Below are 14,144 nucleotides of genomic sequence, written 5' to 3' on the forward strand. Positions count from 1 at the left end.
CCGGGACAAAGCCCAGCCGGCGCGTGGCATATAGACGTTTTGCGTGTCTTTGGGAAGAGCGCCCCGTCTCGTCCGCCGAGAAACTCCCGGACCGCCGGAAGCGCCTCAGTCCGCGAGGATCAGGTCGGACGCCTTCTCCGCGAGGCAGTAGGTGGCGGCGACGGTGTTGCCCGAGACGATCGCCGGCATGATCGAGGCGTCGACGACGCGAAGGCCGGTGGCGCCGTGGACGCGCAGGCTGGCGGGATCGGTGACGGCGGTCTCGCCGGTACCCATGGCGCAGGTTCCCACCGGATGGAAGAGCGTGCCCACCTTCTCGCGGATGAAGGCGTCGAGCGCGCCATCGGTCTCGGCCTCCGGCCCGGGATCGATCTCGGCGTCGAGATGACGGGCGAAGGGCGCCTGCGCGGCGATCTGGCGCGCGAGCCGGATGCCGGCGCGCAGCGTCGCCATGTCACTGGCGCCGCGAAAGAAGTTGTAGAGGATCGAGGGCTTCACGTCCGGGTCGGGGCTTTTCAGCGCCACGCGGCCGATGCTGCCGGGCCGAAGCTCGCAGACGTGAAGCAGGAAGCCATGGCCGGTGAAACCCGACGCCTCCTGAGTGTTGGCCCGACCGGAGCAGAAGAAGAGCTGGATGTCCGGGCGCGGGCTCGCGGGATCGGTGGAGACGAAGCCGCCGGTCTCGGCGGTGGTCGAGGCGAAAAGGCCGCGGCGGCGCAGGAGCCAGTCGCCCACATGGAGCGCGTTTCGCGGCAGCGCCCGCCACGAGACGCCGTAGGGAACGGCGGTCTTCGCCCGGTACTCGAGGGTCACGTCCAGGTGATCCTGCAGGTTCCCGCCGACCCCGGGCAGGTCGAGCCGGGGCGCGATGCCGAGGCGGGAGAGATCGCGCGCCGGGCCGATCCCGGCGAGGAGCAGGAGCTGTGGCGAGGCGAAGGCGCCGGCGGCGAGGATCACCTCGCGCGCGGCGAGAGTTCCCGTGTCGCCGCCGCGCCGCCAAGTGACGCCGGTGGCGCGGCGTTCGTCCATGACGAGGCCGGTCACCTGCGTCTCGGGGATCACCGTCAGGTTCGGGCGGCTGCGCACCGGATCGAGGTAGGCGCCTTCGGCGGTCACCCGCTCGCCGCCGGCCTGCGTGAAGCTGTAGTAGCCGACGCCCGCCTGTTCGGCCCCGTTGAAGTCCGGGTTGAACGGCAGGCCAGCGCGGCGCGCGGCGTCGAGGAAGACGCCCGCCATCGGGTTGACGCTGCGCGGTGGCGCGAGGTTCAGCGGCCCGTCGATGCCGTGGAATGCCGGATCGAACGGCCCGAGGCCACGGATGCGCCGGGCCGAGGCCGGATCAGCCAGCGGCTCGAAGCGTTCGAGCTTGCGGAAGTACGGCAGCAGGTCGTCGTAGCCCCAGCCCGGGTTGCCGAGGTCGCGCCAGCCGTCGAAGTCCTCTCGCTGGCCGCGCACGAAGATCTGGCCGTTGACGTTGGTGGAACCGCCCGTCCCCTGCCCGCGCGGCAGCGCGATCGAGCGGCCCTGAAGGCCCGGCTCCGGCTCGGTCCCGAACCACGACATGAAGCGCGGGCCGCCGAGGAACGCGAGCGAGGGCGCCATGAAGCTCACCATGGCAAGCGGCATCCGCACGATGGCACGCCGGGCGTTGCGGTCCGGTCCAGCCTCGACCAGGGCAACCCGGGTCGCGGGATCGGCGGAAAGGCGGTTCGCCAGCACGCAACCGGCAGCGCCGGCGCCGACGATGAGGAAGTCGTAGGGATCGGCGGGTGGCTGGGAGGGGGTCATGGGCGGTTCATCCCCTTCTCCGCGACGGCCGAAAGCCCCGGCCGGGCGCCGGTCGAGACGCCGGTCGAGACGGTGACATCAGCCGGATTTGGCAGGGTGCCAATCCGGCCGCAGAAATCCTTGCGCCTGCGGGCCTCCGCGCGTCCGCTCCGGCCCGCGGCCCGGCCGAGGCAGTGCCGCGGCTTGTCGGGCCGGAACTCGCGAGGGCTGTCGCCCTCGCTTCGGTCGTCGGCAAGGCCACCTCCGGCGTCCTCAGATGTCCTGGTTCGACGGCAGGATCACCAGATCACGGATCGTCACGTTCGCCGGGCGCGTCAGCATGAAGAGCACCGCGTCGGCGATATCCTCCGAGCGCAGTCCCTCGCGACTCGCGACCTTCGCGTCGACGGTCGCCGGGTCCGAGTAGCCCCAGAGCTCGTTCAGCACCACGCCGGGCGCCACCGCGCCGACCCGGACGTTCGCCGGGCCGACCTGCCGGCGCAGGCCGTGGACGAACGACTGGATGGCGTGCTTCGAAGCGGAATAGATCGGTTCCCACTGGATCGCCTGATGACCGGAGACCGAGGACGTGACGATGATGTCGCCGTCCTCTCTCTCGACCATCTCCGGCAACACGGCGCGCACCATGCGGAAGACCGCGTTCACGTTCACCGTCAGCAGCTCGTCCCACTTGTCCGGGTCGCCATCCACCACGTCACCGGGAATGTAGAGCCCGGCGTTGGCGAAGAGGATGTCGATCTGCCCGAGTGCCGCCCGCGCCTTCTCGACGGCGGCCTCGGCCTCGCCCTTCTGTGTCAGGTCGGCAGGCACCACGACCGCGCCGCCGCCGGCCTTCATCGCGACGGACTCGAGCCGGTCGCGCGAGCGGGCGACCAGCGCCACGCGCACGCCCGCCGCCGCGAGGGCGAGGGCGGTGGCGCGACCGATGCCCGAGCTTGCCCCGGTGACGAGCGCGGTTTTCCCCTTGAGGGGCTTGTCCGGCATTTCAGCCTCCGATCATCAGCTTCACCACCTCGTCGTGGGTGGTCTCGGATATGGCGCGCTCGCCGGCCTTGATGCCCCGGCGCATGACGATGATGCGGTCGGAGACCGCGAAGATGTCCTGAAGGTTGTGCGAGATGAAGATGATCCCCCGCCCCTGCGCCTTGAGCTGGCGGATGAGCGAGAGCACCTTGCGCTGCTCGGGCACGCCCAGCGCCGCGGTCGGCTCGTCCATGATGAGGATTTGCGCGTTCCAGTGCACCGCCCGCCCGATCGCCACCGCCTGGCGCTGGCCGCCGGAGAAGTTCGAGACCGGCGCGTCGAGCCGCGAGACGTGGAAGTCGAGCAGCGCCATGGTCTCGCGCGCCGCCTCGCGCATCGTCTTGCGGTCGAGCACCGGCAGGAAGCCCCACTTCTTCGTCATCGGCTCGCGCCCGAGGAAGATGTTGGCGCCGATCGACAGGTTGTCGGCCAGCGCGAGGTCCTGATAAATCGTCTCGATCCCCTTGTCGCGCGCCTCCTGCGGCGTCGAGAAGCTGACCGGCTCGCCCCGCAGGATCACCTCGCCCGAGGTCGGCCTGAAGACGCCGGAGATCGTCTTGATCATCGTCGTCTTGCCGGCGCCGTTGTCACCGGCGAGCGCCACCACCTCGCCGCGGTGGATCGTCATGTCGAAGTTGTCGAGCGCGCGGATGGCGCCGAAGTGCTTCGAGAGGTTGCGGACCTCGAGAAGGGTCTCACTCATCGACCCGGCCTCCCGCGAAGCGGCGCTGCGCCTGATCGATCAGCACCGAGATGATGATGACGACACCGACCGAGATGAACTGCCAGAACGGTTCGACGTTCACGAAGACCAGCCCGTACTGGATGACGGCGATCACGAGGGCACCGGCGATCGTGCCGAGGATGGTGCCCGACCCGCCGAAGAGGCTCGCGCCGCCGATGACGACCGCGGCGACGCAGTCGAGCAGCAGGGGCTCGCCCGCCTGCGCGGCTCCGGCGTTGAAGCGGGCGGAGTAGAGCACGCCCGCGAGACCGGCGCAGGCCGCGGACAGCACGTAGAGCCGGAAGAGGTGGCCCTTCACGTCGATGCCCGCGCGCCGTGCCGCCTGGACGTTGGCGCCGATCGCATAGTTGTGCTGGCCGAACTTCGTCTGGCTGAGCACGTAGTGCATCACCAGCATGAAGACGGCGGTGATGATCACGATGTAGGGGATGCCCCAGATCCGGCCGTTGCCGATCATCGCGAAGAGGTTGTTCGACACCGGCACCGTGGTGCCGCCGGCCAGCAGGAACGCGGTGCCGCGCGCGACGCCGAACATGCCGAGCGTCCCGATGAACGGCGGCACCTTCAGCCGCGAGACCAGCAGCCCGTTGATCATGCCCGGAATGCAGGCGATCGCGACGCCCGCGAGAAATCCCGCGAGCACCCCGACGAGAAGCCCGGCCCCCGGTGTCACCGCGTTGATCGTGTGCGCCGCGACCACCGCGGCGAGTCCCATGATGAACCCGAGCGACAGGTCAATGCCGCCCGAGATGATGACGAAGGTCTGGCCGGTCGCGAGCAGGAGCGGCGCCACCGCGAAGATGGCGATCGACTGGAGGTTGAAGGTGTTGAGGATGAACGTGCCCCCGAAGGACACGCGCGCCCAGAACTCGAAGCCGACGACGAGCGCGGCAAGGAACAGCCACGCCCGCAGATCGGCGACGTGCTGGACGAGGGTGCGCGCCTGATCGGCGTGGTCAGCCTGGGGTTTGCCATGACCGGAGTCGGGGCTGGCTTCGGTGGGCGTTGACATGCGGCAGGTTCCCTGGGGAGCGCCGACCGCCCGCGAGGCGGCCGCGCGGAAAGCGGCGGCGGGCGATCCGGCGCCCGAGGGGGCAGACGCCGGACACGTCGGTTAGCGCACTCAGTCGGAGTAGATGTACTTCGCGACTTCCGGGTCGGCGACGTTCGCCTTGTCGATGACGGTGAAGCCGGTGCCGATCGCCGTCGGGATCGAATGCCCGGTCAGGTGCGCGAAGGCCGAGACGACGCCGTAGTAGCCGATTTCCGCTGGATGCTGGGCAATCGCCACGTCGACGAGGCCAGTGTTGATGTTATCGACGATCGAGGTCGGCGCGTCGAACGCGACGACGCGGACCTTGCCGGTCTGGCCCGCCTGCTGCACGCCGTTGCCGGCGCCGAGCGCGGAGAACAGGTTCGCGCCGAACACGCCCTTCAGGTCGGGATTGCGGGCGAAGACCGCCTGAAGCTGGCTCGCCGCCTTGTTGGCGTCGTCGTCGTTGAACTGGGTCTCGAGCACCTGCACGTTCGGGTAGTGCTCGGCCATCTCTTCCTTGAAGCCTTCCTCGCGCTGGTCGGTGGTCGAAACACCCGGCTTCACGTTCGAGACGTAGACCTTGCCCTCGCCGCCGATCGCCTGCGCGAGCGCGTGCGCCGCCATCCGGCCGCCGAGCACGTTGTCGGACGCGATGTAGGCGAGCGGGAAGTCCGCGTCGCCGGAGCCGGTCTGGTACTTGCCGTCACCAATGAAGGTATCGACGGTGATGACCGGGATCCCGGCATCGGCCGCCTTCTTCAGCGGCTGGATCAGCTGGGTCTTGTCGGTGGGCGCGATCAGGATCGCGTCGGGCTTGCGCGCGATGACCGCGTCGAGCACCGGCACCTGAAGCACCGCGTTGAACTCCGGCGCGCCCTGGAACACGAGCTCGGCGCCGAGCGCCTCGGCCGCAGCCTCCGCGCCCTTGCGCATCGTGATGTAGAACGCGTCAGTGGTGAGGCCCGGGATTAGGGCAATCGTGAACTTCTTGTCCTGCGCCTGCGCGGGTGACGCGACGAGGGTGCCGAGGCCGATCGCGAGCGCAAGGCCCGACGCGGCGACGGTCTTGAGAATGGAACGGCGGTGCATGTTTCCTCCCCTGGGGAGCGCCTTGGCTTGGTGCCGACGCTTGGCCGTGATCAAACGCACCCGGCGATCCGCCGTCAAGGGAAACTCGTTCCTGAAATTTGTTTCTCAGGCCCGGGCAAGGACCTCCTCGGCGGTGCGCACGTCTGTCACGAGTGCCGAGACGGATCCGGCGCGGGCCGCGCCGAGGATCGCGTCAGCCTTTTCCGGCCCGGCGGCGATGCCGATGGTCAGGCGCGCCCGCTGAAGCTGCGCCGGCGAGACGGCGATCATCCGACCCTCGCCATCCCAGTCGATGAGCGTGCCGGTCGCGTCGAAGTAGTGGCGGATCACGTCGCCCGCCGCATCGACGAGGGCCTGTTCGTCCGGGGTCGCGGCGCTTGCCTCCGGTGAATTCTGCGCATGCGGCAGGCCGATTCCGACCAGTGCCACGTCGATGCGGTCCCAGAGGGCCACGCTTTTTGCGATCGCCGGATCGGCGAGGAACGCCTCGCGCGTCGCCGCCGACGGAAGATATGGCGCGTGAATGAAGTGCGGCGTGCCGCCCATCTGCTCGGCGGCGTGTCGCACGAACTCGTTCACCTGGAAATGCGGCAGGTGTTGCTGCATCCCGCCGGTCGCCGAGACGGTGAGCACCCCGGGCAGCGCCGGGAGGCCGGCGTCGAGGACGGCGCGGATCGCCCGCCCCCAGCCGATGGCGACCACCGATCCCGGCCCCAGTCCCGCCGAGAGCAGAAGCTCGCCCACCGGTGCGGCGAGTGCCGGGAGCGGCGTCGTCGCCGGCGCCTCGATCACCCGCGCCTCCCGAAGACCGAGGCGCTGGCGCAGGGCCGCCGCCAGATCATCGGCGGCGACGAGGTCTGCCACCTCGATTCGCACGATCCCCTCGGCGCGGGCACGTTGCAGGAGGCGCGAGACCGTCGCCGTCGACACCCTGATCCGCTTGGCGATATCGACCTGGCTCATGCCGGATTCGTAGTGCATCCGCGCCACGCTGTGCAGCAGCGCGCGGGTTCCGGCAGAATCGGAGGCAGGCGGAAGCACCATCTTGAAATTCCTTTCAGCAACATGATACGCCATCCTGCGACAAGAACGCTAGCACGCGTCGCTGCCTCAGGCATCCCGCGTGTGGCGGGACTTAGGTATCGCGTGTCGCACGGAGAGGATCCGCCATGACGGCCATGACCACCGCGGAGCGCCGCGGCTACCAGCAGATCTGCGGAGCCGATGGCGCGATGATGGTGATCGCCGCGGACCAGCGCGGCGGCATGCGCCAGGCGCTCACGGCCGACCCGGAAGCGCGGGCAGCGATCAGCAACGCCGCGCTCGGCGAGACCAAGGCCGACATCACGCGCTGGCTGGCGAGCGCCGCCGGCTGCATCCTCGTCGATCCGATCTGCGCCGTGCCCGCCCTCGTCGACGACGGCGTGCTCGATCGGCAGACCGCGCTCCTGATCGGCCTCGACGCCTCTGGCTGGGACACCTCGCCCGAGGGTTATCGCATCTCGCGCATGGTCGAGGGCATCACCGCCCGCCGGGTTCGCGAGCTCGGCGGCACCGGCGGCAAGATCATGATCTACCTCCGCTCCGACACGCCGGCCGCGAACACCGAGAACCTCGCCACCCTTGATGCGGTGGTGGCCGACTTCGCAGCAGAGGACCTGCTGCTCGTCGTCGAGTTCCTGACCTACCGGCTCGAGGGAGAGAGCCCGGAGGACTACGCCGCGCGCGCAGCCGACCTCATCGAGGGCGGCTCGCGGCTCTGCCTCGGACACGGCGCGAAGCTTCTGAAGATCCCCTACCCCGGATCGGCCGCCGCCTGCGCCGCGATTACCCGGCTCGCGGGTGACGTGCCGTGGGCCGTGCTCTCGGCCGGGGTCGATCATGCGACCTTCCTCGCTCAGGTGGAGACCGCCATGGCGAACGGCGCCTCGGGCGTCATCGCCGGCCGCTCGCTCTGGAAAGACTGCATCTCGCTCGACCGCGCGGTGACGAAGGAACGCCTGACGACCATCGCCGTGCCGCGCCTGCGCGAGCTTCAGGCGGTGATCGCCCGGCACCGGACCGCGGCCTGAGGCCCATGTCCCCCGCATCTGACGTCTCCGCGATCGGTATCGACATCGGCGGCACCCACCTGCGTGCGGCGCGCATCGCCCGCGATGGCACGATCCTCGCCCGGGCCCGCGCCGCGAGCGATCCCGACCCCGAGGTGGTGCTCGCCCGGCTGATCGGCCTCGTCGTCGAACTCGATGATCCGGGCGTCGTCGCCATCGGCGTCGGCGTGCCCGGTCGCGTGGACTTCACTCACGGCGTGGTGCTGTCGGGAGGCTACGTGGACCTTTCGGGGATCGACGTCGCCGACCGGCTGAAGCGGCGGTTCTGCCGGTCGGTGATCCTCGACAACGACGCCAGCATGGCGCTGGTCGCGGAAGCCCGCCTCGGCGCCGGCAGGGGCGCGCAACACCTCGCGCTGCTCACGATCGGCACGGGGATCGGCGGCGGCATCATGGAAGCCGGCCGCATCGTGCGGGGCCGCGCCACCGCGGGGCAGCTTGGCCACATCCTGGTGGACCCGGCCGGGCCGCCCTGTCTCTGCGGGCGCGCCGGCTGTGTCGAGGCGATGAGCTCGGGCACTGCCCTCGCCAGGCTGATGCGCGCGGCGGACCTGCCCGCCGGCACCACCGCCGCCGAGCTTCTGTCCGGCGGGATCGAGGGCGGCGAGGCGGTGCTCGCCGCCTGGGCCGGCCCGCTCCGCCGGGCCATCGACACGCTCTCCGCCAGCCTCGACTGCGAGCTGGTGATCCTCGGCGGCGGCCTCGGGCAGGAGGCGGCCGAGGCGCTCGCGCGGCTGCCTGACGCGGCTGGCTGGTACGAGACCGAAGTCGTGGCCGCCGCCCTCGGCGATGACGCGGGCGTCATCGGCGCGGGGCTCGCGGCACTCGATGCCCGGCCCCGGGGTTGTCGGGTGGTGCTGGTGAACGGCGTCCCGGCGAGCGGCAAGAGCCGCGTGGCAGGGGCGCTCTCACAGGCCACCGGCTGGCCGGTCTACGGGCTCGATACGGTGAAGGAGCCGTTCCTCAACGAGATCGCCGCCGCCGGGCGCCCGGTCGAGCGGCCGTTCAACCGGGTGCTCGGGCGCGCGAGCTACCGGGCGATCTTCGCGCTTCTCGCCGCGGCGCCGGAGGGGACGACGGCGATCGTCGATGCCTGGTTCGGCTTCCAGCCGCGGGAGATGCTCGAGGAAATGCTGGCCGCCGCCGGCATCGAGGACGTGGTGGAAATCTGGTGCACGGCGCCGCCGGAGACCGTGGCCGCGCGCTACCGCGCCCGTGCCGAGCGGCGCACCGCGGGCCACCCGGGGCCTGAGTATGCCGACGAATTGCGCGACCTTGCGGCGCGCGCGGCGCCCTTCGGTTTCGGCCTGGTGCTCGTGGTGGACACGACGGCGCCCTTCGACGCCGGGACCACCGCCCGGTTCATTGCCGGCAGCTGGCACTGAACCGGCGGCCGCGTCAGCCCTTGGCGGACGCGAGCCGGCCGAAGTCCGGCGCCGCGGTGTCCTGACCGGCGTCGATGATCCCGCGCCGGATTGCCCGCGTGCGGGTGAAGTAGGCATGCAGGTGCTCGCCGTCGCCGAGCCGGATCGCCCGTTGCAGCGCAAAAAGCTCCTCGGTGAACCGCCCGAGCACATCGAGCGTCGCCTCGCGGTTGTTCAGGAACACGTCGCGCCACATGGTCGGGTCCGACGCCGCGATGCGGGTGAAGTCGCGAAAACCGGCGGCGGAGTAGTTGATCACCTCCTGCTCGGTCACCCGGCGCAGGTGATCGGCGACACCGACCATCGTGTAGGCGATGAGGTGCGGAACGTGGCTCGTCACCGCGAGCACGAGGTCGTGGTGGTCGGGCTCCATGCGGTCGACCCGCGCGCCCAGCGCCTGCCAGAACCCGGTCAGCGCCTCGACAGCGGCGGGCGCGGACTCCGGCAGCGGTGTCAGCAGGCACCAGCGGTTGTCAAAGAGCGTCGCAAAGCCCGAGCCCGGGCCGGAATGCTCGGTGCCGGCCAGCGGATGGCCGGGGATGAACTCCACCCCCTCGGGCAGGTGGGGTTGCACCGCGTCGATCACCGCGCGCTTCACCGAACCCACGTCCGAGACCGTGGCGCCGGGGGCGAGGTGCGGCGCGATCTCCTGCGCCACGCCGCCCATGGCACCGACCGGCACGCAGAGGATCACGAGATCGGCGCCCTCGACCGCCTCGCCTGCGGTCTCGAAGATCGTCGCGAGCCCGAGCCGCGCCGCCTCGGTGCGGGTCGCCTCGCTCCGGGCGTAGCCATGGATCTCCACCGGCAAGCCGGTGCGCCGGATGGCGTGCGAGATCGACGAGGCGATGAGGCCAAGCCCGATCAGGGCGACACGCTTGTAGCGGATCATGCCTTCACCCGCATGAACTCGCGGACCACCGTCGCGACCCGGGCGCAGGCGGCCGCGTCACCGACGGTGATCCTCAGGCCCTCGGGAAAGCCGTAGCCCGTCACCCGGCGCACGATGATCCCGGCGTCGCGGAGCGCCCGGTCGCAGCCCTCGGCGTCGGCAAGGCTCGCGAAGCGCGCGAGGATGAAATTCGCCTCGCTGTCGTCGCAGGCGACGCCCGCCGCGCGCAGGTCGGCGGTGAGGCTCGCCCGGTTGGCGGTGTTCTCGGCGAGGCAGCGCGCGGTGAAGTCCGCGTCACGGATCGCGGCTTCCGCGGCCGCGAGTGCCGGGCCGGAGACGTTGAACGGCCCGCGCACGCGGCCAAGCACCTCGATCACGTGGGCGGGCGCGTAGCCCCAGCCGACGCGGAGGCCGCCGAGCCCGTGGATCTTCGAGAAGGTGCGCGTCATCACCACATTGTCGCGCGCGTCGACGAGGTCCGCGTGGCCGTCGAAGCCGGCGACGAACTCCGCATAGGCGCCGTCGAGCACGAGCAGCGCCTGCGGCGGCAGGCCGTCCGCCAGCCGGGCGACCTCGCCCGCGCTGATCATCGTGCCGGTCGGGTTGTTCGGGTTGGCGATGAAGACGAGTGCCGTCCGCTCGGAGCAGGCGCCAAGGATTGCGTCAACGTCGGTCCGCCGCGCGCGCTCGGCCACCTCGACCGGCACGGCACCGGCGGCGAGCGCCGAGATGCGGTACATGGCGAAACCATGCTCGGTGTGCACGACCTCGCGCCCCGGCCCGGCGTAGGCCTGCGTCAGGAACGAGATGATCTCGTCCGAGCCGTTGCCGCAGATGATGCGGCCGGCGTCGAGGCCGTGGACCTCGGCGATCGCGGCCCGAAGTGCGGCGTGATCGGAGCTCGGATAGCGGTGCAGGCTGTCGCCCGCGGCGCGATAGGCCCCGATCGCCCGGGGCGAAGCACCGGCGGGGTTTTCGTTCGAGCTGAGCTTCAGCACCTCCGCGTGGCCCGCGAGCTTCGACTCGCCGCCCACATAGAGCGCGATATCGAGGATGCCGGGTTGCGGACGGATCGTCGGGTGCTCGGACATTGGAATGGCTTTCGGTGGCGGTCGCGGGCGTTCCTAGCCCGCGCCGGATACGAACGCCAGACGCTTCCACGAACACCCCCTCGCGGGGTCGGAGGAAGCTGGTTTCAGCCATCGCGGGAATGTGTCGTTGCCCGAGTGGGTTCCCACGGGATAAGAAACGCGCGCGAGCCCCGGAGCGGGCCGCCTGAAACATGAGGAAGAGACAATGCGGATGGCAACCCTGAAGGGCGTGACGCTCGCGGTGCTCGGCGCGGCGGCGCTCGCTGCCTGCACGCAGCCGAGCGGCAACGTCGTCGCCGCGAACCAGGCTCAGACCGCGCAGTCTGTGCAGTTCGGCACCATCATCAGCAGCCGCAACGTGACGGTGCAGGGCAACCAGGGCGCGCAGGCGGCCGGCGCGGTCATCGGCGGCATCGCGGGCGCCGCGCTCGGCCAGAACATCGGCGGCGGCACCGGCCGGGTGCTCGCCACGGGCGCGGGCGCCACGGCGGGCGCAGCGGCGGGCCTCGCGGCCGGCAAGTCGGGCACCGGCCACCAGTCGATCGAATGGACGGTCCGCCTCGAGAGCGGCCAGACCATTTCGGTCATCCAGGCTTCGCCGACCTTCGCCACCGGCCAGCGCGTGCAGGTGATCGGCGGCGGCAGCAACACCCGCCTCGCCGCGGCCTGATGCGGTTCTTCCGGCGCTCGCCCCCGACGGGCTGGCGCCGGAATGCGGCCAGCTTCAGAAGAAGCTCTGCGGGTCCACGTCCACCGTGACCCGCACCGATCCCGGCACATCGACGGCGGCGACCCACGCCCGCAGCAGCGGCTGGAGCGTGACGCCCTTTGCCGCGCGGACCAGAAGCCGCACACGGTGCCTGCCGCGAACCCGCGCGATCGGGGCCGGTGCCGGGCCCCAGACATCCGCGCCGACGCTGCGCAGCGCCCCCGCCTCGCGGGCGAGCGCGCGCGCCACGTCCCATGTCCGCGCCTCGTCAACGCCCGTCACGATCACCCCGACCAGCCGCCCGTAGGGGGGCATCCCGGCGCGGCGGCGCGCATCAGCCTCGGCCTTCCAGAAGCCTTCGTCGTCGCCCGAGAGGATCGCGCGGAGCGCCGGATGTTCCGGCTGGTGGGTCTGGATCAGCGCGAGACCCGGCCGCTCGGCACGCCCGGCACGGCCCGCGACCTGTCGCATGAGCTGAAAGGTCTTCTCCGCCGCGCGCAGGTCACCGCCCTGCAGCCCGAGGTCGGCGTCGATCACGCCCACCAGCGTCAGCAGCGGAAAGTTGTGGCCCTTCGAGACGATCTGCGTGCCGATGACGATATCGGCGCCGCCGGCGGCGATCTCCTCGATCCGGGCCTTCAGCGCGCTGGCGCTCTCGGAGAGATCCGACGAGAGGATCGCCACCCGCGCCTCGGGCCAGAGCTCCGTTGCCTCTTCCGCCAGCCGCTCGACGCCGGGGCCGAGCGCGGTCATCTTGCCCTCGACGCCGCAGGACGGGCAGGCGAGCGGGATCGGCTTCGTCGCCCCGCACTGGTGGCAGACGAGGCGCCGGCGAAAGCGGTGCTCCACCATGCGCGCGTCACAGTCGTCACAGCCCACCTGATGCCCGCAGGCGCGACAGATGGTGAGTGGCGCATAGCCCCGGCGGTTCAGGAAGAGGAGTGACTGCTCGCCGGCCGCGAGGCGCTCGGAGACCGCGCCCGCGAGGGGCGGCGAGATCCAGCGCCCCTGCTCGGGCGTCTCGACGCGCAGGTCGACGGACCGCATCTCCGGCAACTCGGCAATGCCGAAGCGCTCGGGCAGATCGAGGCGGCGATACTTGCCGGCATCGGCGTTCGCCCAGCTTTCGAGCGACGGCGTCGCGGTGGCGAGCACCACGGCCGCCCCCTCGATCGAAGCGCGCAACACCGCCATGTCGCGGGCGTGATAGCAGGCGCCGTCCTCCTGCTTGTAGGAACCATCGTGTTCCTCGTCGACGACGGTGAGGCCGAGGTCGGTGAATGGCAGGAAGAGCGCCGAGCGGGCGCCGACGACGAGCCGCGCGTCGCCGCTCGCAACCGCCATCCACGCCCGGCGGCGGGCGGCCTGGGTAACGCCCGAATGCCACTCGGCGGGACGCGCGCCAAAGCGGGCCTCGACCCGGTCGAGAAAGGCGCCGGAAAGCGCGATCTCGGGCAGAAGCACCAGCGCCTGCCGCCCGGCGGCCAGCGCCTCGGCCACCGCCTCGAGATAGACCTCGGTCTTGCCCGAGCCGGTCACGCCCTTCAGGAGCGTCGTGGAATAGCTGCCGGCCCGCACCGCAGCGCGCAGCGCGTCCGCCGTCTCCGCCTGCGCCGGCGAGAGCGGGCGGGGGGCGCGCGCCGGATCGAGAGCGGGATAGGGCGCGTCGCGCGGCGCGGCCTCGCGCACGAGCACGCCCAGCCCTTCGAGCCCGGTGATGACGCCCGGAGAGACGCCAGAGAGGGCCGCCAGTTCGCCCGGCCCGAAGCCGAGGTTGCCGTATTCCGCGATCGCGGCCAGCACCCGCGCCCGGGCGTCGGTCATCCGGTCGGGCTCGCGCCCGGTGGCGCGCAGGACCGGACGGGCAGACGGCGGCTCGCCGAGGCCCGGTGCCCGGGTCGCGAGCCGCAGCATCGCCGTCAGGGGCGTCAGCGTGTAGTCCGCGGCGCGGGTCAGGAACTCGCGCATGCCGGCCGCCAGCGGCGGCGCGTCGAGCACGCGCACGACATTGCGCAGCCGGTTCGCGTCGCAGCCCTCGCCCGGCCCCCAGACCGCGCCGATCACCCGTCGCGGCCCGAGCGGCACCTCGACGAGATCGCCCGCCCGCGCGCCGCCCGCCGGGGCGCGGTAGTCGAGCCGCCGGTCGAGGCCCTCGGCGGTCAGCACCGACACCGGCTCGCCGGCCGCGAAGACGCGCTCGGAATCGGGTGGGGAGAGAAGGTCCATCACCCCCACA

The 14,144-nt window shown here is 71.3% G+C and carries 12 protein-coding genes; 3 read left to right on the forward strand and 9 right to left on the reverse strand.

From position 1 onward, the window contains the following. Positions 1 to 105: 105 nt before the first annotated feature. From HNP73_RS03825 to HNP73_RS03850, 6 genes are all read right to left on the reverse strand, one after another. Positions 106 to 1,788: a GMC family oxidoreductase gene (locus tag HNP73_RS03825; protein ID WP_184147271.1), complete on the reverse strand. Its 1,683-nt coding sequence runs from the start codon at positions 1,786 to 1,788 to the stop codon at positions 106 to 108. Positions 1,789 to 2,040: 252 nt separating this feature from the next. Further along, a complete protein-coding gene (locus HNP73_RS03830) occupies positions 2,041 to 2,772 on the reverse strand; it encodes an SDR family oxidoreductase (RefSeq protein WP_184147273.1) in 732 nt (243 codons plus the stop codon). A 1-nt stretch (position 2,773) separates the two neighbouring features. Beyond that, entirely contained in the window at positions 2,774 to 3,514 is a 741-nt protein-coding gene (locus HNP73_RS03835; RefSeq protein WP_184147275.1) for an ATP-binding cassette domain-containing protein, read from the reverse strand. Further along, positions 3,507 to 4,568: an ABC transporter permease subunit gene (locus HNP73_RS03840; protein WP_184147277.1), complete on the reverse strand. Its 1,062-nt coding sequence runs from the start codon at positions 4,566 to 4,568 to the stop codon at positions 3,507 to 3,509. Before HNP73_RS03840 ends, HNP73_RS03835 begins: the two co-directional genes overlap by 8 nt. Positions 4,569 to 4,679: 111 nt before the next feature. Then, complete coding sequence (locus HNP73_RS03845) at positions 4,680 to 5,681, reverse strand: ABC transporter substrate-binding protein (protein WP_184147279.1); 1,002 nt, start codon at positions 5,679 to 5,681, stop codon at positions 4,680 to 4,682. 105 nt (positions 5,682 to 5,786) lie between these two features. Then, complete coding sequence (locus tag HNP73_RS03850) at positions 5,787 to 6,725, reverse strand: sugar-binding transcriptional regulator (RefSeq protein WP_221288165.1); 939 nt, start codon at positions 6,723 to 6,725, stop codon at positions 5,787 to 5,789. 125 nt (positions 6,726 to 6,850) lie between these two features. Between HNP73_RS03850 and HNP73_RS03855 the strand changes: the two genes are divergently transcribed. Beyond that, positions 6,851 to 7,753, forward strand: a complete 903-nt coding sequence (locus HNP73_RS03855; RefSeq protein ID WP_184147281.1) for a tagatose-bisphosphate aldolase — start codon at positions 6,851 to 6,853, stop codon at positions 7,751 to 7,753. A gap of 5 nt (positions 7,754 to 7,758) precedes the next feature. Further along, the gene (locus HNP73_RS03860; RefSeq protein ID WP_184147283.1) at positions 7,759 to 9,177 is read left to right on the forward strand and encodes an ROK family protein; all 1,419 of its coding nucleotides are present in this window, start codon (positions 7,759 to 7,761) and stop codon (positions 9,175 to 9,177) included. A gap of 13 nt (positions 9,178 to 9,190) precedes the next feature. On the opposite strand, the gene HNP73_RS03865 is transcribed toward HNP73_RS03860, so the two are convergent. Beyond that, complete coding sequence (locus HNP73_RS03865; protein ID WP_184147285.1) at positions 9,191 to 10,108, reverse strand: prephenate/arogenate dehydrogenase family protein; 918 nt, start codon at positions 10,106 to 10,108, stop codon at positions 9,191 to 9,193. Further along, positions 10,105 to 11,199, reverse strand: coding sequence for a histidinol-phosphate transaminase (hisC, locus tag HNP73_RS03870; RefSeq protein WP_184147287.1), 1,095 nt, complete (start codon positions 11,197 to 11,199; stop codon positions 10,105 to 10,107). Before hisC ends, HNP73_RS03865 begins: the two co-directional genes overlap by 4 nt. A 205-nt stretch (positions 11,200 to 11,404) precedes the next feature. Here hisC and HNP73_RS03875 point away from each other — a divergent pair, with 205 nt between their 5' ends. Then, positions 11,405 to 11,869 (forward strand): outer membrane lipoprotein, encoded by a 465-nt coding sequence (locus HNP73_RS03875; RefSeq protein ID WP_184147290.1) that lies wholly within the window; start codon positions 11,405 to 11,407, stop codon positions 11,867 to 11,869. 54 nt (positions 11,870 to 11,923) lie between these two features. Here HNP73_RS03875 and HNP73_RS03880 read toward each other — a convergent pair whose 3' ends face one another. Then, positions 11,924 to 14,134, reverse strand: coding sequence for a primosomal protein N' (locus HNP73_RS03880; protein WP_184147292.1), 2,211 nt, complete (start codon positions 14,132 to 14,134; stop codon positions 11,924 to 11,926). Positions 14,135 to 14,144 lie beyond the last annotated feature (10 nt).

This window comes from Amaricoccus macauensis, assembly GCF_014201905.1.
Lineage (GTDB): Bacteria > Pseudomonadota > Alphaproteobacteria > Rhodobacterales > Rhodobacteraceae > Amaricoccus > Amaricoccus macauensis.